General features: G+C 45.9%; 13 protein-coding genes. 6 read left to right on the forward strand and 7 right to left on the reverse strand.

Annotation, left to right across the window (positions count from 1 at the left end; genetic code table 11):
- Window positions 1–462: 462 nt before the first annotated feature.
- The 3 genes from AACV78_RS01340 to AACV78_RS01350 all read left to right on the forward strand — a co-directional run bounded on the left by AACV78_RS01340 (window position 463) and on the right by AACV78_RS01350 (window position 4,570).
- Window positions 463–1,617, forward strand: coding sequence for a DUF58 domain-containing protein (locus AACV78_RS01340; protein WP_194008432.1), 1,155 nt, complete (start codon window positions 463–465; stop codon window positions 1,615–1,617).
- Window positions 1,618–1,703: 86 nt separating this feature from the next.
- The gene (locus tag AACV78_RS01345; protein ID WP_194008433.1) at window positions 1,704–1,919 is read left to right on the forward strand and encodes a hypothetical protein; all 216 of its coding nucleotides are present in this window, start codon (window positions 1,704–1,706) and stop codon (window positions 1,917–1,919) included.
- A gap of 38 nt (window positions 1,920–1,957) precedes the next feature.
- A complete protein-coding gene (locus AACV78_RS01350) occupies window positions 1,958–4,570 on the forward strand; it encodes a chloride channel protein (protein WP_194008434.1) in 2,613 nt (870 codons plus the stop codon).
- Window positions 4,571–4,899: 329 nt separating this feature from the next.
- Here the strand turns inward: AACV78_RS01350 and minE are convergent, their stop codons facing one another.
- The 6 genes from minE to AACV78_RS01380 form a co-directional block, all read right to left on the reverse strand.
- Window positions 4,900–5,271, reverse strand: coding sequence for a cell division topological specificity factor MinE (minE, locus tag AACV78_RS01355; protein ID WP_194008435.1), 372 nt, complete (start codon window positions 5,269–5,271; stop codon window positions 4,900–4,902).
- A gap of 246 nt (window positions 5,272–5,517) precedes the next feature.
- Window positions 5,518–6,324 carry a septum site-determining protein MinD gene (gene minD, locus AACV78_RS01360; RefSeq protein WP_194008436.1) on the reverse strand — a complete coding sequence of 269 codons (807 nt, stop codon included), beginning with the start codon at window positions 6,322–6,324 and terminating at the stop codon, window positions 5,518–5,520.
- Window positions 6,325–6,909: 585 nt separating this feature from the next.
- Window positions 6,910–7,707: a septum site-determining protein MinC gene (minC, locus tag AACV78_RS01365; RefSeq protein WP_194008437.1), complete on the reverse strand. Its 798-nt coding sequence runs from the start codon at window positions 7,705–7,707 to the stop codon at window positions 6,910–6,912.
- Between the two features lie 388 nt (window positions 7,708–8,095).
- Window positions 8,096–8,776: a response regulator transcription factor gene (locus AACV78_RS01370; RefSeq protein ID WP_194008438.1), complete on the reverse strand. Its 681-nt coding sequence runs from the start codon at window positions 8,774–8,776 to the stop codon at window positions 8,096–8,098.
- Window positions 8,773–10,227 (reverse strand): sensor histidine kinase, encoded by a 1,455-nt coding sequence (locus tag AACV78_RS01375; RefSeq protein WP_194008439.1) that lies wholly within the window; start codon window positions 10,225–10,227, stop codon window positions 8,773–8,775. Before AACV78_RS01375 ends, AACV78_RS01370 begins: the two co-directional genes overlap by 4 nt.
- A 60-nt stretch (window positions 10,228–10,287) precedes the next feature.
- The gene (locus tag AACV78_RS01380; protein WP_194008440.1) at window positions 10,288–10,899 is read right to left on the reverse strand and encodes a cysteine dioxygenase family protein; all 612 of its coding nucleotides are present in this window, start codon (window positions 10,897–10,899) and stop codon (window positions 10,288–10,290) included.
- Window positions 10,900–11,339: 440 nt separating this feature from the next.
- On the opposite strand from AACV78_RS01380, the gene AACV78_RS01385 reads away from it, so the two are divergent.
- From AACV78_RS01385 to AACV78_RS01395, 3 genes are all read left to right on the forward strand, one after another.
- Window positions 11,340–12,071 (forward strand): YHS domain-containing (seleno)protein, encoded by a 732-nt coding sequence (locus AACV78_RS01385; RefSeq protein ID WP_228042033.1) that lies wholly within the window; start codon window positions 11,340–11,342, stop codon window positions 12,069–12,071.
- A gap of 421 nt (window positions 12,072–12,492) precedes the next feature.
- Window positions 12,493–13,194, forward strand: a complete 702-nt coding sequence (locus AACV78_RS01390) for a DUF4079 domain-containing protein (protein WP_194008442.1) — start codon at window positions 12,493–12,495, stop codon at window positions 13,192–13,194.
- A 342-nt stretch (window positions 13,195–13,536) separates the two neighbouring features.
- On the forward strand, window positions 13,537–15,267 hold the full coding sequence (locus AACV78_RS01395) for an NAD(P)H-quinone oxidoreductase subunit 4 (RefSeq protein WP_194008443.1): 1,731 nt from the start codon (window positions 13,537–13,539) through the stop codon (window positions 15,265–15,267).
- A gap of 598 nt (window positions 15,268–15,865) precedes the next feature.
- On the opposite strand, the gene AACV78_RS01400 is transcribed toward AACV78_RS01395, so the two are convergent.
- On the reverse strand, window positions 15,866–17,575 hold the full coding sequence (locus tag AACV78_RS01400; protein WP_194008444.1) for an NB-ARC domain-containing protein: 1,710 nt from the start codon (window positions 17,573–17,575) through the stop codon (window positions 15,866–15,868).
- Window positions 17,576–17,922 lie beyond the last annotated feature (347 nt).

The following is a 17,922-nucleotide window of genomic DNA, read 5'->3' on the forward strand; positions in this document are numbered from 1 at the left end:
GGCTTGAGGCTCTGGTCGAACGGGTGTAGGATTGTTTAATGGGTTCATTTTTTAGTCTCCAATCAGTCGATTTTAGGTGTGAAATTTGAGATTTTGGATTGACTCGCAGCGCCGTGAATCTGGCAGTTTCAATGAGGGTCTACAATTTGCGAATTGGTGATTGAGTATCGGGAGGTTGTATCCGTTATTGGGCGAGGTCAGTGTATTATAGCTTTTATCAAAAAGGTGAGAAGTGAGTCGATTTTAGATTTTAGATTTTAGATTTTAGATTGGGGGATTTAGGGATTGGAAGATTGAGGAATCGATCGCTCAATACCCTATCTTTGGCTCGAACTGCTATAACTGCGAAAAAACACCCAATTTATAATCTAATCGCTCGCTGGCTCATTCGGTGCTAGATGCTGAAAATATTTTACAATTGGGCTTGATGGGACGATCGACTAATTAACAATTTTAACTTGTATGAATATCAGTCAAAAAATTGTCGGCTGGCTCGAAAATCGTGCTGTAACCCCCGCCTACGCGGGTTGGCTGCTATCGGGAATGACGGTTTTCTTTTTTGGGTCTGCTACTAATACAATGGCTGGTTGGTTGTACGCACTAAGCGGTGGGAGTTTGGCGCTGTTGGTCGTAGCGGCGGTTTTGCCGGTCAAATCGCTTCGTTCTTTGGAAGTGCGCCGTCGCCCCATCGAACCGGTGAGTGCGGGCGATCGAATTACGATCGAACTAGAAATCACAAATCGCGATCGCCAACCTAAAACTTTGTTGCAAGTGGTAGACATCTTGCCGTTTGTATTGGGAAAAGAGGTCATCCGCCCGATCGAAGTCATAGAGCCTAACAGTACATACAGGGATACATACTATATAGAAGTTCCGCAGCGCGGTATCTATCGCTGGCAAGAGGTGCACTTGAGAACCGCTGCGCCTTTAGGGTTGTTTTGGTGCCGCCGCAGCCGTCCGGCGAAAGCGGTGGCGGTTGTCTACCCGCAGGTTTTGCCGTTGAGCGCTTGCCCTTTGATCGATCGCATCGGTCAAGAAGATAGCCCGCAATTGTACAATCGCAGTCGATCGCAAACTGCTACCGAAGGCCTCACCCGCAACCTCAGACCTTACCGCCACGGAGACCCCACCCGCCTGATTCACTGGCGCACCAGCGCCCGCTACGGAGAACTGCGCGTGAGAGAGTTAGAAGTTGCCGCCGGCGGTCAAGACATTATTATTGCTCTCGACAGCGGCGCTTTGTGGGAAGCAAAGGAATTTGAACGAGCCGTGACAGTAGCAGCTTCTCTTTACTTCTATGCTAGCAAGCGCCTGTTAAACGTCAAACTTTGGACGGCCGGAACCGGACTCGTCTCGGGGAACCGGGTAGTTTTGGAAACTTTAGCCGCGGTTAATTCTGGGGAAGAGGCGATCGAGAATCGATCGAAACAGTCGATAATTTGGCTGACTCAAAACGCTACGAGTTTAAGCACTCTTTCCCAAGGCAGCCGCTGGGTGCTATGGCCGAGCGCCACTGCTGAAACAGGCGAAAAAACATTAGTAAAACACGATTTACCAGGGTTAGAAATTCGCTCCGATCGACCGTTAGAACTTCAGTTACAAGCAAGCATCTCCTAGACTTTTAGACGTTAGGATCGCCCTGAAGGAAGATCGGAGCCACTTCAGTCAGAATGGGAGTGTTCTTATCGTTTAGCTAAAGAAATATGAAAGATGAACTGGATGACAAAGAGAGAAAATTTTCTCCCGGCGATCGATCAAACGCTATTTTTGGGCGAACAGAACTATATTTATTACTGCTGTTGTTCGTCGGTGGGATTACGATAGACTACTGGTTTAGGCATCACCCACAACAGCTTTGGCGATCGCCCACCGAGCAGCCTGCGGGTCTCAATCCACCATCCCCCAAACCGCTGCTTTAAGCGGGATCGTCAACGTCTGCACTTTCCCCAAAGGCAAAATGATACGCATCGGAAAACTTATCTGGAGTCGCTTTTCGCATCTACTGTTGCGTCCCAAGCGATTAGCGATTTTTGAAGCCTGCCTGATTGGGCTAGTGTCAGGACTGGCTGCGCTGCTGTTGGCACAAGGAGTAGGTTGGCTCGGCGGCTGGCGGCAACAGGCAACGCATTTCATCCCGGCCTATATTGCACTGCCCTCGATCGGGGCCCTAGGCGGATTCTTGTCTGGATTCATAGTCGATCGCCTCGCTCCGGCCGCCAGCGGGAGCGGCATGAGCGAAGTCAAGGCGGTACTCGCCAACGTTCCGATGCCTTTGAATTTACGAATTGCCCTCGTGAAGTTGGTCAGCGCCACCCTCATACTCGCTGCCGGCATACCCCTCGGACGAGAAGGCCCCACGGTACAGATTGGGGCAGCGTTAGCGAGTCAACTGAGTCGATGGTTCCCAACTTCACCCGATCATCGCCGTCAGATCCTCGCAGCCGGAGCCGGAGCGGGACTTGCAGCCGCGTTTAACGCGCCGATCGCAGGTGTTTTATTTGTGGTCGAAGAACTGTTGCAAGACGTGTCTGGAATCACCTTGGGAACCGCGATCCTAGCTTCGTTCATCGGGTCAGTTGTCGCTCGGATCAGTGGTTCGCACAATCTCGATTTAGACCTGCATCTTGTTGTCTTTAATACCAGCTTTTCTGCTTCTGAGATTCCTTTTTACCTGCTGCTGGGAATCATAGCAGGCGGACTTGGCGTGCTGTTCAATCGCTCAATCCTGACAAGTTTGACGTTGTACCGCCGCTTTTTCCATGTCAGCTTACCCTGGCGAATCGGATTTGCTGGGCTGATTACGGGAATTGCATTCGCTGCTTTACCAGATATATTTCGAGACAATGCCGGACTCAAAGAACTGCTATTAACCGGCAATGCAGACTGGAAACTCGTGGCGATCGTCTTTTGCATCCAGTTTTTTCTGATCGTCGTCACCTACGGTTCTGGCGCACCGGGCGGGTTGCTGATTCCCAGCATGGTACTCGGTGCAGCGTTAGGATACCTCGTAGGAGTCGGAGAACATCAAGTTTTGGGTTTAAGTCTGGCAACCACCTATGCACGGGTGGGGATGGCGGCATTTTTCTGTGCGGTTGCTCGCACTCCGATTACTGCGGTAATCCTAGTGTTTGAGATGACGACTGACTTTAATTTAGTGTTGCCGCTGATGATCGCATCTGTGACTTCTTATCTGATTGCAGAATTGCTTGATGAGGGTTCGCTTTACGATCGCTTGCTGGCCTTTAAAGGCATTCACCTGACGAAAGAAACGAGCGCTCAAGATCCTTGGACAGATTTAACTGCATTGAATGTGATGCAGCCGAAAGTAGAAACGCTTTCTAGTCGGATTCGTCTGGAAGAAGCGTTACAGGCGTTTTCCCTGTCTTCCCACCGCACGTTTCCGGTGGTAGAAAGCGGCAAGCTTGTCGGCATTGTAACTCAAAAGGATATTGCCAACTTTTCTGCACGAGGATTGAATGGTGAGAATCTTGTCAGCGAGCTGATGACACCAGAGCCGGTTCGCATTAACCCAGAAGATACGCTTGCCTATGTGCTGCATTTGCTCGATCGACACAATCTCCATAGCTTACCAGTCGTAGAAGGACGGCGATTGGTCGGTATTATTACCCGCAGCGATATTATTCGCGTTGAAGCAGCTTATCTCAACAACGAAAGTCTCGCTCAACCAAAGCTAGAACGATCTCGGATCGTTCACCAAACCAAATCGCCAGAAACTGGACAAGGGCGCATCCTCGTGCCGTTGAGCAATCCAAAAACCTCCCTGACGCTGTTAGAAATGGCAGTGGCAATTGCCCGCGATCGCAACTATGAAATTGAATGTTTGCAGGTGATTGTTGTGCCGAGACATCAGGTGCTTGCAGAAACTCCAGTAAAAACGGCGGAGGGTCAAAAGTTACTAAAGCAGGCAATCCGTCTGTGTCAAGCGTGGCAAGTTCCGATCCATACCCAGATTTTAGTGGCGCATGATTTGTCAAGTGCCATTCTCGAAACGATCGAAGAGCGACATATCGATCTCGTCTTCATGGGGTGGAAAGGTAGCACTAAAACACCGGGGCAGGTTTTTAGTCGAGTTGTCGATACTATGATTCGACTGGCTGTTTGTGAAGTGGTGTTGGTGAAGTTAACCGATCGAGCAATTTTTGAGCGGTGGTTAGTACCAATGGCAGGCGGCCCCAATGCCCATCAAGCAGTTCGGTTGCTACCTGGATTGATTTCTCTGACCAAAACTGCACAAGTCCGATTATTTCATGTGTACGATTCTTCTAAGGAGCGCCAAGCCAATCGTGTTGACTTTGAACCAACCGAAGAAATCTTGAAAGCTGCCGCTGAGTTTCTCAAGCCCCAAGTGAATGCCTCTATCTTAACGACTTCTGTATGTGCTGATTCTGTGTCGGCTGCAGTATTGAGTTATGCCAAGCAGGATGGGAGCGATGTGATTATTTTGGGTGCGAGTCGAGAGGGATTGTTGCAACAGATGAAACAGGGAAATATTCCAGCCCTGATTTCTCGTCAAAGCAACTGCAATGTAATTTTGGTGAGAGCGTCTTGAAGCAAGAAAATGAACCACAAAAGATATAGTTTCCGGTCGATTAACCGCAGTAAATAAGGTTCGTGCGGACGACTGTCCGCTCTTATTACGGACGGTCGTCCGCACTACGAAACGTTTTTGTTATAGTAATCTAGCTGACAGAATAGGAATCCTAGAGCGATCGCTAATCCGGTGATTTTTTTTGATATTGAAAAATTTTTAATAGAAACGATCGCATTTTTTGAGAGAGCATCTGAGTTTTGTTTTTGTAGCGCTGTCGCGCGATCGCCTAGTAAAGGCTCGCATTTCCACAAAAAAAATATTTTTACAAAGCCGCAGATGCTCGCCGGTTAATCTGTCGTTTCCGGGAGAATGTCCACGACATACTCCGGTACATACTCGGGAATATCTTGGGGCAAATTCTGGGGCAAATTCTGGGGCAAATTCTCCCGTGGCTGTTCGAGGCGGACTCGCCGGATCGGGAGATTTGCAATCAATGCTGTCGCCCGCTGATCGCTTGCTAGCGCAAACTCCGACTCAGTAGTATCGATTTCCACATAGCGAGACACCACCTCTAGAATTTCTCGGCGCATCGATTCAACCATTTCGGGGCTGAGCTCTGAGCGATCGTGGGCTAAAACCAGTTTCAGGCGACGTTTTACATCGTCGCGGCTGTTGTCAGGGGTGCGCGGGAAAAGTCGTTCGAGAAGTGTGTATAGCATGGGTATAGCGGATTTATCAAGGGTTGGGCATAGAACAAGTCAGTCGATTTTAGATTTTAGATACTTCGGCTTCGCTCAATACAAGTTTGAGATTTTAGATTGGGGAATGACTTATTCCCATCTGGGTTGGAGTAGGGGGTAGCAGTTTAATGCTTTTGGGGAACCGGTATCACTTGGGAAAACTTTCAAGTAATTTTTGTGGTGCGGTGGTTGCTGTTTGAGGTCGATCGCCAATATTGCAGCACATCACATAATTTTAGTATTGAAGAACTTGCGGAGGCGAGTAAAAAAGTTTTCGGGACGGGAATTGAGATCGAGAAAGTCAACTTTTTCGCCTTCTAAGCGCCGGGCAATATTGTCGAAGGCCGTTCCAGCTAAAGAGGCCGTTTCCGACAATACTAATGGTTCGCCTCGGTTCGTAGAAACAATGACGCGCTCATCGTCGGGAACAACGCCTAACAGCGGAATGGCGAGGATTTCCCGCACGTCTTGCACCGACATCATATCATTTGCCAGCACCATTGCAGGCCTGATCCGGTTGACGATCAGCCTAATTTTTTTGACATTGTTGGCTTCTAGCAGCCCGATGACTCGATCGGCATCCCGGACAGCAGCGATTTCTGGAGTGGTGACAATGATGCCTTCTTGCGCCGGGGCGATCGCGTTTTGAAAGCCCTGTTCAATTCCAGCCGGAGAGTCAATCAAAATATAGTCGTATTTTGCTCCCAACATCCCCACAAGCTGCTTCATTTGATCGGCGCTGATGGCATCCTTCATCCGAGTTTGGGCAGCCGGCAACAGCACCAAACGCGGCTGCCGCTTATCTTTCACCAAAGCTTGCTCTAACCGGCACTCTCCGGCGAGAACTTCTAAGGCCGTGTAAACAATGCGGTTTTCTAAGCCCAGCAGCAAGTCTAAATTTCTGAGACCGAAATCGGCATCAATGACGGCAACATTGCGCCCCCGCTTAGCTAAAGCCATGCCGAGATTGGCTGTGGATGTGGTTTTTCCCACTCCGCCTTTCCCTGATGTAACAACAATAATGCGAGCCATAAGCGATTTTAGATTTATTAGTCAGTTGTCAGTTGTCAGTTGTCAGTTGTTAGTTGTCAGTTGTCAGTTGTTAGTTGTCAGTTGTCAGTTGTTAGTTGTCAGTTGTTAGTTGTCAGTTGTTAGTTGTCAGTTGTTAGTTGTCAGTTGTCAGTTGTTAGTTGTTAGTTGTTAGTTGTTAGTTGTTAGTTGTTAGTTATTATTGGCAACGGTCTTATTTTTGGTTGCTAATTAGCTGGTTTTTTGGATGTTTTTCCGGGAGTTTATTATTGATTGAATTAGGGAGTAGTTCAGTTTTGTGATGGTAGTGAACATCAATAGTTTGCACTACTATCACAAAAAAATGCTTTTGCCAAGCCGGAAATACTCCCTTGAATCAACTCAAAGCTCAAAACTAATAACTCTCCTTGTTCCACCAATTCTCTCTGAATTTACCCTGAAATTTTAAATCTTCCTTTAGTGACTGATTTAGCCAAGGCCAAATTTATCAAGCGCCGAATTCCAGAGAAATAGTACGATCGATCGCCAATAACCAATAACCAATAACCAATAACCAATAACCAATAACCAATAACCAATAACCAATAACTAATCACCCCCAGTTAACTGCGATTTGTCAAAATCCGAGGCTCTACCGATCCGAATCCCTTGAGGCGTCACATAGGCGACTTCCGGGAAAAACTGAGCGGGTGAGGTTTCAGGGCCTCTGGCCACATACTTAGCAATCCTAATCACCATCGGTTCCATCTGCAAGGTCATAATCACGCTTTTGGTATTGCCGCCCGCACCGGCGTGCACTACGCCCCGCAAACGCCCCCAAACTAGGATATCCCCTCCGGCGATGACTGAGCCACCGGGATTTACATCTCCCAAAAGTACGATCGTCCCTGGATGGCGAATTTCTACGCCCGATCGCACTGTCATCTGCAAATATAAAGGTTCCGCCAGCGATTGCGGTTTTTCGGCCACCGTTTGACTCAGAGAAGAAACCGGAGGCTGCTGTTCTACACAATAGCCTGCAGTAGCTGCAGCAACGGCGGTTTGGCGGCGGCTGGTGTAGACTCGTTTGAGTTGCAGTTCCACTTCCGATAGGGCATCGGCGATTTCTTGCAGTTGGCGGATATCTAAAAGTCGATCGCTCCCCATCAATTTTACTTCTGCATTTGGCTGCCAAAAGCGTTCTCCTGCATTCAGCCTAACTTTTAGCTGCTGGCAAAGTTCAGTCCAAGTCGAAGCCGCACCAGTTGCGGCCTCGGTGTTGGTTTCTGGGGGAAGCAGCAACAATAGCTGTCCGTCTTCAGTCTTGAGTCGGACTTGCAAATCTAAGCTGATTTCGGGTGTTGATTGAGCAGCAGCAGCGGCTCCGGCAGAGGCATCGGGTATCATGAAACAGTTCGATCTCGGGTAGGGACAGGTTAACATCAATATTAGCTTGAGTCGTCTTTTGCCTCAGCCTTTGGGGGGAAAAGTCTGGTTTTTTTATTTTTAACGGCAGCTATGGCAATTATATTTTGTTTGCGAACAATTTTTTTTGCTCGATCGCAGAGAGTACAGGTATAGATAGGACTTACGCACCAGTGGCGAAAAACCGGGTTTTTTTGCAAAAATACTGCATTTAGACCTTTAATACCAATTCCGGTTGCACTCCTCATGATTTTAACTGTCAACAGTCAACGCCTGAATTTACTATTGCGATGAAAAGAGGATTTGATATAATTTAGATAAAAACCCGGTTAGGATTGTGTACTTCATAAACCTAGAATAGGTTGTAATATTACTTTTGCTCTCGCAACACATAGCCAACTCCCCGAACAGTATGCAGCAAGCGTTTTGAGTTACTTGCTTCTAACTTAATCCGTAACGCCCGAATATACACTTCAATAATATTTGACTCGCCCATAAAATCGTAACCCCAGACTTTTTCTAAAATCCGATCGCGCGTAATGACTTGACGGGGATTTCGCAGCAAAAATTCTAACAAATCAAACTCTTTAGCCGTGAGTTCAATTAGTTTATTTGCTCGATAAACTTCGCGGGTTAAACAATTTAAGATTAGGTCTTCAAATTCTAAGCTATCTGGGTCATTTGGTTGGAGGCGACGCAGACGCGCTTTTACCCTCGCTAGAAGTTCTTCGATACTGAAAGGTTTAGTCACATAATCATCAGCGCCAGCATTTAATCCGGTTACGCGATCGGGTACTTCATCTTTTGCTGTTAACATAATTATTGGTACTTGCACGCCAGTCGATCGCAACCTCAAACAAATATCCAATCCAGAGATACCCGGAAGCATCCAATCTAAAATCAATAAATCCAGTTGGGCCGTGCGGGCGATCGTCAATCCATCCAATCCATTGGGGGCGACGGTGACGTGATAGCCTTCTAGAGTAAGTTCCGATTCGATGAACTTCGCTAGTTTAGGGTCATCTTCAACCAGGAGAATGCGATCGCTCATAGTTGCGGATTCCAGACAGGTAAGGTGATAGTAAAAATACTACCTTCTCCCGGTTTCGATCGCAGCGCGATACGTCCTTCCATACCTTCGATCAGGCTTTTGGCGATCGCCAATCCCAACCCAGTACCGTCTCTAGAGCGCGTCACCGACTCATCCACCCGGTAAAACCGCTCAAAAATCCGGTTTTGATGGGAGAGAGAAATGCCAATTCCGCGATCGACCACATGAATCATCACCTGCTCTTCCCTCTTTTCTAAGACTAACTCCACAGGTTGTTCGGAATCAGAATACTTAATTGCATTATCGACTAAATTAATTAAAACTTGTTGTAAACGAGCTTGATCCGCACAGGCGACAACATCCTCATCATTGGAAACCAAAATAATTTTTCGATTGCTAACTTTTTGACTCATTTCAGCCACCTCAGCCACCAGAGTATTCAGGATCACCGGATGCGATCGAAAGTGCAAATTGCCACTATCAGCCCGTGCCAAATCGAGCAAATCTTCTAACATCCGAATCGTGCGTTCAGTTTCACCAACCGCTGTTTCCAGTGCTTGCTGCTGGTAGTCACTTAAATTAGTGCTGCGCCGGAGCAAACTTTGTAAATAACCGAGAACAACCGTCAGGGGAGTGCGTAATTCGTGGGAAACGTTGCCGACAAATTGGCGTTGTTGCTCCCAGGAACCAGACAATCGAAACAACATCTCATTAAAAGTTTGTGCAAGTCCTAAAATTTCATCTGGAGCCTCATCCAGTTGGAGTTTTGCCCCCTGCAAATTATCAGCAGACAAAGTGCTAGCCACTTGACTCATGTGTTCCAAGGGGCCCAGAGCATGACGAATTCGATTGGCGATCGCCAACATTAACACCAAAATTACCACAATACTGACAACAATTAAACTCCGAATCCCATCATTTAATTGACGTTGCTCGTCAGTGATATCTTGAGAAAAATATACCGTACCCAGCAACTGGTTTTTGATTCTCAGAGTCGTGCTACAGATCACCATGTAGCGATCTTCCACCCGCACAAAAGTCGGCTCAGCGGGTACTTCCGTCAACGAAAGCATCTTCCTAATCTTAGAAGATTGCAGATCCATATCAGGTGAATTTACCAACAGCATCCCGTCATTTCGCTTCACCCACACCATGATTCCTCCTGTAGAAGCTTTATGAACGCTGCGGGTTAAACCAATTTCTAGGGAACCCATTTCACTATAAAGTTCAACCTGTTCGGGAAAACGCATTCCAATATATTCCAGCGTTTGTTTGTGGGCACCGACCAGATTTTGCGACCTTTGCCAGCCAGACCAAAATGCCACGCTGCCAAGTCCTAAAATCGAGAGTAACAGCAATTCCAGCGTCAGGCGAAACTGAAGCGAAGAAGTAGAAATTCGCTTACCAGTAAAATGATTAATAGCAGCTCTAAATTTGGTTATATGCTTCATTCAATTTACCAATTCCCAATTCCTAATTCCCAATTTCCACTTTCCAATCAGAATGCTCGCTTAAAAATTTTCTGCAGTGCCTTGAATTTGGTTAAACTCAAAGCGTCGATCGTAATCTGTTTCACCATAAATATTAAAACTAATTGTTGGTTCATCTCCGATCGCCTCCACATGATGAATTGCATCGGGCATAAAGCACAAAATGTCACCAGATGCAAGCAAAATATCGCCCGCTGTTTTGATTTTATTGGGAAATTTAGCATTTGGCGATCGCTGCCAAAAAGTATTTTTTTCCTGTCCGCTAAGTAGCGCCACCAGCCCCCAACTAGCATGATTGTGAATCGGAGAAACAGCCCCCGGAGCCCAAGCCACCAACTGCACAGTCAGAGGAAAAAATGGTTCATCATAAAGTGTTTGTACTGCCCATCCTGTCTCAGCGTCAGGCTCTAAAAGAGCAATTTGAAGCCAGGAAGAACTATCTAATAATTTGCGTACAAGGGGACAAATTGCCTGGAGCCGTAAATAATCGTCACTAATTTGTTCTAATACATCTTCCAAGTCAGTTAAAAAGCGGTAAAGTCGGTAGGGATGGGTCAAATTGTGTGTTTGACTGATAGCCTCACCAACCCGGTACTGTCCATCATCAGTCACTAACAAGTCTTTTCCTGTCATAATTTCTCAACTCGCGATTAAATGACTGAACTACTAAAAGATAGTCAGGCTTAATCTCCAGTCTATAAGATATTCCTGGTAACTAGATGATGGGTTCCTAATTCCCAGATGAATTTTTGCTGAAGAAACTGAGATAGAAAACATTCAGAGTTTTATCTCCCATCCATCTCTTCCTCATCTAGCACTCATTTTCTTGAGTGTTAATGTAAATAACCTCAAGTCTTGAGGACAACACCATTAGGACTGACGCACGGGTGGCCAGAAACCGGGTTTTTTACCAATAATCCTTCACTGTCACCCACAAATCAAGTAAAAACCCGGTTTCTTTGATCGGAAGTGCGTCGGGGACAACAAAAAGCCAGCCGATTTGCCACAGAGTAAGAATTCTCAAGCTAATCTCTGGCATGGAACTGTTAACAATTTATCGGAAAATTAAACACATGAAAGTAAAATACTTTACCACGATCGCCATTGCCACTATTCTGGGTTTGGCAACAGCTAATGTTAGCTACGCCAACTTCAAGGCTGCCACAAGCTCAAACTCTACAACCGTTTCATTCAAGATTGCAGAATCAAATCCTTGTGCGGGTAAAGCCAATCCTTGCGCGGGTAAAGCCAATGCTTGCGCTGGTAAAGCCAATCCTTGCGCGGGTAAAGCCAATCCTTGCGCGGGTAAAGCCAATCCTTGCGCGGGTAAAGCCAATCCTTGTGCTGGTAAAGCCAATCCTTGCGCTGGTAAAGCCAATCCTTGCGCTGGTAAAAACAGCACAACAACCGTTCATCCTAAGTATTACACCGAAAATGGTATGGCTCTTGACGGTCAGGATGTCGTAGCCTATTTTACCCAAAGCAAATTAGTGATGGGAGTTAGCCAATTCAAACATAATTGGGGTGGCACAACTTGGATGTTTGCTAGTGCAGCAAACCGCGATATGTTTGCTAAAAATCCTGAAAAATATGCTCCTGAATACGGTGGATATTGCGCTCAGGCTGCCAGTGAAGGAAATCTTGTTGCTACCCAACCTGATGCCTGGAAAATTGTTAATGGGAAGCTTTATCTCAACTACGACAAGAAAGTACAAGCACAGTGGATGAGTGATATCCCCGGTCATATTGCTTTAGCAAATAAAAATTGGCCTGCTATTCTGAATAACAAAGAATTGTTCCGTTAAGATCGAATCTGACATCTTCTGTGGCAAAAACCGGGTTTCTGACCGCAAATTTAGCATCACAACCTATATCTCTCGTTCAGAAACCCGGTTTTTAAGAGCTTCCACACGAATGGTGCAACATCTGAGATCGAATAGGACTCAGGCAATTCGATCTATTGTGGTACAGGCCGGGCAGGCGGGACGGGCACCGCGCCAATTTATAAATTTTGCTCAAAAAAAATATGATTTTATGGCTTAATTATTTGAGCTTTCATCGTCGAGACAGTGCTGGCAGAAACCGGATACCAAGCCACCACAGTCATGTTATGTTCGGTTCGGTTATTTTAGCGGGGGGACTGGTGGTGGCTTGGTTTTCCGGTAACGGCACTTTCGATCGTCTCTTTGCTCAACTGCAAGCAATAATGAAAAGGCGCTGTATTATATGGAACTGAAAGATTTTCTGGCTTTGCTGCATCCGATTTTAGCTGTAGCGATCGTTTTTCCGATGCTTGGTATTGTGCTGAATATGGCTTGGCAAACCATGCAGCGCCGCAAGCAAGTTGCATCCGGGGATAAGAGCAAAATTCCTCCAGTAGTCGGTCAAGAACACGTAAAAGCAGGTAGAATTCTGTCTGGTTCGGTGGTAGGAGTGACTTTGTTGGGTTTAGGCTACGCGATTTTTGAGCATATTTTGACCGAACAAATTTGGAGCAAAAACTCGTTTCAGGTCGTTTTCATTGTGCTGATGTTTGTTGCGACTGTGGCTTCTTTGGTGATGCTGTACCGAGCTGAGCCGGCTTTGTGGCGCGGTATATTTGCTACTTTGACTGGTGCTGGTTTGGTGATTCTTGGCACTCAAGACGGCGTTTATCGGCGGACTAATGAATGGTATTGGTCTCACTACTACATTGGGATCACTGCGGCGCTGCTGATGGTGTTTTCGCTGGCGATTGTTCAAGATATTTACAAAGATCGATCGAATCGGTGGCGCACTGTCCATGTCATCTTGAATTCGATCGCTGTGCTGCTGTTTCTGGGACAGGGAATGACGGGAACTAGGGATTTGTTGGAAATTCCTCTAAGCTGGCAAAAACCGTATATTTATAGCTGTGATTTCGCCAATAAGACTTGCCCGAAACCGTAAGCAGGAGTATCTGTGTTTTGTAAAAAGGATTTTTTGGGCTGGGCGATGCTAGAAATACACAACACAGATGCTCGCCGTCGCATTACTGTCATTTTTGGGTTTCCGACTTCACAAGCCTTATCCAGAGAGGTTTAGAGCCACTTTAGCTGCTAGAAAATGTTTGAGTCCGGTTAAAAACTGCTGAATAAAATAACTGCAAAAACTATTGACATTTGCCACAATCTATGATTGTGCTAGCCACTGCGGTATTTGTCAAAAAAATATATTTACAAATGTTAAGTTTTACTTAAATTTAGTATTATAATTGTCGTAACTTCCAACTAAGTATTTATTCTCACTATCATGATAGCGGATCAATTTCCTTGGCTGACCGCAATTGTCATCCTACCCCTCATAGCTGCCGCCGGCATCCCTTTTTTGCCGGATACAGACGGCAAAACAGTCCGCTGGTATGCTCTGAGCGTTGGTATTGCAGACTTTGTATTAATGTGCTGGGTGTTTTGGACTCACTACGATCCGAGCATCTCTACTTTTCAAATCGTCGAGAAATATTCCTGGATACCTTCTTTAGGGATCAACTGGTCTGTTTCGGTTGACGGGCTGTCGGTTCCGCTGGTGTTGTTGGCGGGATTGGTGACGACGCTATCTATTTTTGCTGCGTGGGAGGTCGATCGCAAGCCGCGATTGTTCTACTTCCTAATGTTGGTGATGTATTCGGCACAAATCGGAGTATTCGTCGCCCAAGACATCATGCTGCTGTTCATTGTCTGGGAATTAGAACTAATTCCGGTGTACCTGCTAATCTCGATTTGGGGCGGACAAAACCGCCGCTACGCAGCTACCAAATTCTTGATTTACACCGCTGGGGCTTCCATCTTTATTTTGATAGCTGCCTTAGCAATGGGATTTTACGGCGGAGGAAACGTTACCTTCGACATGGTAGAACTCGGCTTGAAGGACTACCCGCTGGGTTTAGAAATCCTGCTTTATGGCGGATTGTTCATTGCCTTCGGCGTAAAACTGGCGATTTTCCCCTTTCATACATGGCTGCCTGATGCCCACGGCGAAGCATCTTCTCCGGTGTCGATGATTCTGGCCGGCGTGTTGCTGAAAATGGGCGGCTACGGACTGATCCGCCTGAATTTGGAACTTCTTCCGAAAGCACACATTTACTTTGCACCGATTATGGCGGTGCTGGGTGTTGTTAACATTATCTACGGCGCGCTGAATTCCTTCGGCCAAACGAACATGAAGCGCCGCCTTGCGAATTCGTCGATTTCTCACATGGGATTCGTGTTGTTGGGTATTGCTTCCTTCACGGATTTGGGAATCAACGGGGCGCTGTTGCAAATGATTTCCCACGGTTTGATCGCCTCAGTATTGTTTTTCCTAGCTGGCGTTACCTACGATCGCACCCATACAATGGTGATGGACGAGATGGGCGAGATTGGGAAAGTGATGCCGAAAGTTTTTGCCTTGTTTACCGCAGGCGCAATGGCTTCTTTAGCACTCCCCGGTATGAGCGGTTTTGCTAGCGAATTGTCAATCTTTGTAGGCGTTGCAACTAGCGATGTTTACGGCACTTATTTCCGCGCGGCGATCGTGTTTTTGGCGGCGGTGGGAGTGATTTTGACACCGATTTATTTGCTCTCGATGCTGAGACAGTTATTTTACAACTGTGGAACATTGGCGGCTTGTGACCTTGAGGATCTAGATTTGCGGAATCAGCGAGAGAATCTGGATGAAGCGGTTTGTTTCGGTAATAGTTGTATTTTGCCTGGTGATGCACAGTTTATTGATGCTAAACCTCGGGAAGTGGCGATCGCATTTTGCTTTTTGATACCGATTGTGGGAATTGGTTTTTATCCCAACATGGCGATGCAAGTTTACGATGCGACGACTGTGGCGGTAAACGCCGAAGTCCGCCAATCTTACAGCCTAATTGTTCAAGAAAATCCTCAGATTTATGCGAAGGGATTTTTGACACCCAAAATTGCACAGACTCCAACAGCGCCTGCTTTGGGCCAAATTACTAGCTCTGAATCTGCATCGGCTTTCGGTATTGTCAAATAATTTTATCGAATTCTGTTTTTGTTGAAAATTGGGCGATCGCTTTTTTTGAAAGGGCGATCGTTTTTTTGTAGAGGGAAGAAGGAAGAAGGAAGAAGGAATAAGGAATAAGGAAGCGTAGGGTGCGTCGCCCTCGAAAATTTATCACAAAAAATCGACAATTTCATAGCGACGCACCTTAGACTTCTTGCACTCATGCACTTTCCTATCAGGAAATGTATCTGCGTTTATCTGTGTTTATTTGCTTGACATCTGCGGTTAACCGGCTCTATCAAAGATTTACGCAAAAAGTCTCTTATAGCATTTATAAAAACTATAGCAATCCTAAATGATTTTCTGTAACTGCCGTCTCCCGGACACGGCATCTTGAGTGTCCCGGAGGATGGATTTTGGGAAAATCACATTTATGTTCGCCGCACGTGATAATGATTTAGGATTGCTATATTGCTACAAAACAATTTTTTCGATTGTTTTCTCAACTATCTTGTAAGGTGCGTCGCTGTCAGATTATCGACTTAATTTAGGGATTTTTTATGGCGACACACCCTACAAATAATATTGCAATATTTTTAATAATTGCTATAATTTACCACTCATCTACTTAGCGCTGAAATTCCCAAATAATCTGCGCTAGATTCTCCTTCGCATATCCCACCTCAAGCGTCGATTTATCCTCCAAACCCGAGACAACTTTCGTCAGGATATTTAGCGGTTCTTCAAAGCCTGTAGTTCTCAGAAACAACACTTGCAGCCGATTTTTAACTAATGCTAAAATTGAGCGACTGCGAGATTCTTCACCTGCTTTTTCTTGAGCAATGCTCTGGCTAAAATTGTGAGTTTTCAACAGCCGCATTCTTTCTGTTCCTTGCGTTTTAACTGTTTCCAAAACCTCCACCCGAATCTGCTCAACCAATCTTTCGCTGACGTATTTCACAATTAAAGGCTGAAGCCTAAAAACAGTTTCTCCGCCCTCACTGATTTTTTCAATTAGCAAGCGACGGCTGAGAGAATCGAGATTTTTTAGCAAATCGGAAAGCGAGGAATTGACTAACATTTTTTCTCTCAAAGTCGTCAGGGAAATCGGACTTTGTGCAATAGCTAGCCAGCAGACAATCTCTTGTTCTGAATTCGACATTCGATCGAATTGCTGCGCGAGTAAATTGCTGATGTGTTCTTCAATAAATAACGCCGTCGCTTCTAAGAATTTGACAACATTACCATCAAAGAAATCGTTAATTGTGGTAGCCACAATTTTTAAGGCTAACAAATTTACTCCGTAGCGAGCTAACAAAATTTCCCACTCTCGATCGCGAGCTGACAAGCCTTTTTCTTGAAAAATTTCTCGCGCTATTTCTGAAGAAATAGCGGGTTTGAAAGACCGCACTTTTTCTCCCGCCAGCAAAGCTAGTTCTGTAGGTTCTTCGGCACTAACTAGCACTAAACAGCTATGGTGATTGACTTGACCGAGGCGCACAATTAAATCTCGATAGCCTTCGCAGCCTTCGCGGTAGTGTCCCGCTAGTTCTTCGGGTCGGAGGACTGCTTCAAAATCATCTACAATTAGCAGACAGCGCTGTTTTCGCAAATGCTCGATTAAGCGCGAAATTTTGTCGTTGAGATCGATCTTTTTCGATGGAGCCGCTAACGGCACATCGGGCTTTTTTGGGTTATAAAAAAGTTGAATTAAGCTGTCTAGAAATTCGGATGGTGTTGGTGTCGATCGCAGCGATCGCCAAATCACAAAATCAAACTCATGCTGTATCTGTTTCGCCAACTGTACCGACAGAGTTGTTTTCCCGCTACCGGCCAAACCCAGCAGCGCTACCAAGCGACAATTATCCGATACGATCGACTGTTTTAGCGCAGTTAATTCTTCACTGCGTCCGTAAAAAACCGCAACATCCGGTGCTTGGCCCCAATCTTCTTGTCTGCGCCCGTTAGCGTTAGCGAGGCGATCCGAAGGAAAGCCCGCCCCAACGGAAGGCTCATCACCGGAGAGGATCGGCATTTTGAAAAAAGATCCTTTACCTCCGGGACTAAAATCGCTTGCTCCCTGCTCTGCGTGGTATGAAAACAGTAACTGATGTCTCAATTCTGACAATTTTCCTGGGCCCTTCCCCCCAATTTGAAACTTTTTGTAAACTTCGCCTAGTCTTTTGCGAACGGCGATGTCGCTAATGCCGAGCTTTTTGGCGATCGTAGCGGTAGATTGACCGTCAAGAGCCATAAACACGGTTTTTAACTCGGCATCTGTCACACCGAGCTGTTTGGCGATATTTTGCACAAAGTTTTGAGGAATCGGAGTAGTCAAGGTAGGAATCTCGCCTCTACTAAAAATCTATCTTCTATTATATTCTGTGAGTTCTCGCGGGCGAACAATTGCATCGTTTAAAGTTCAGTTTGCTTGTTTTTTTTTTCGGAAAATTTGAGATCTTTTTTCCCAAATTCTAGGTTTTGGTACCAGTTTAAAAAACCATGCAACTGCGGAAAACCTCCCAACCCTGATGCAATCAGTAATATTATGTCCGAGCGAACAACAGCAATAAAACAGGTTGGTAGTGAGGACTTCAGCTTTTAAATTGGATGAGGACGGAAGTCCTTACTACCAACCTGAACGTTATTTTTTTGCCGGACATAATATCATCTTTAGCAGCCCTC

Source organism: Tychonema sp. LEGE 07196 (assembly GCF_963890365.1).
Lineage (GTDB): Bacteria > Cyanobacteriota > Cyanobacteriia > Cyanobacteriales > Microcoleaceae > Microcoleus.

Excerpts from the sequence above, each read along its gene's own strand:
- AACV78_RS01340 (WP_194008432.1), top strand. The coding sequence starts at position 463 with ATGAATATCAGTCAAAAAATTGTCGGCTGGCTCGAAAATCGTGCTGTA.
- AACV78_RS01345 (WP_194008433.1), top strand. The coding sequence starts at position 1,704 with ATGAAAGATGAACTGGATGACAAAGAGAGAAAATTTTCTCCCGGCGAT.
- AACV78_RS01350 (WP_194008434.1), top strand. The coding sequence starts at position 1,958 with ATGATACGCATCGGAAAACTTATCTGGAGTCGCTTTTCGCATCTACTG.
- minE (WP_194008435.1), bottom strand. The coding sequence starts at position 5,271 with ATGCTATACACACTTCTCGAACGACTTTTCCCGCGCACCCCTGACAAC.
- minD (WP_194008436.1), bottom strand. The coding sequence starts at position 6,324 with ATGGCTCGCATTATTGTTGTTACATCAGGGAAAGGCGGAGTGGGAAAA.
- minC (WP_194008437.1), bottom strand. The coding sequence starts at position 7,707 with ATGATACCCGATGCCTCTGCCGGAGCCGCTGCTGCTGCTCAATCAACA.
- AACV78_RS01370 (WP_194008438.1), bottom strand. The coding sequence starts at position 8,776 with ATGAGCGATCGCATTCTCCTGGTTGAAGATGACCCTAAACTAGCGAAG.
- AACV78_RS01375 (WP_194008439.1), bottom strand. The coding sequence starts at position 10,227 with ATGAAGCATATAACCAAATTTAGAGCTGCTATTAATCATTTTACTGGT.
- AACV78_RS01380 (WP_194008440.1), bottom strand. The coding sequence starts at position 10,899 with ATGACAGGAAAAGACTTGTTAGTGACTGATGATGGACAGTACCGGGTT.
- AACV78_RS01385 (WP_228042033.1), top strand. The coding sequence starts at position 11,340 with ATGAAAGTAAAATACTTTACCACGATCGCCATTGCCACTATTCTGGGT.
- AACV78_RS01390 (WP_194008442.1), top strand. The coding sequence starts at position 12,493 with ATGGAACTGAAAGATTTTCTGGCTTTGCTGCATCCGATTTTAGCTGTA.
- AACV78_RS01395 (WP_194008443.1), top strand. The coding sequence starts at position 13,537 with ATGATAGCGGATCAATTTCCTTGGCTGACCGCAATTGTCATCCTACCC.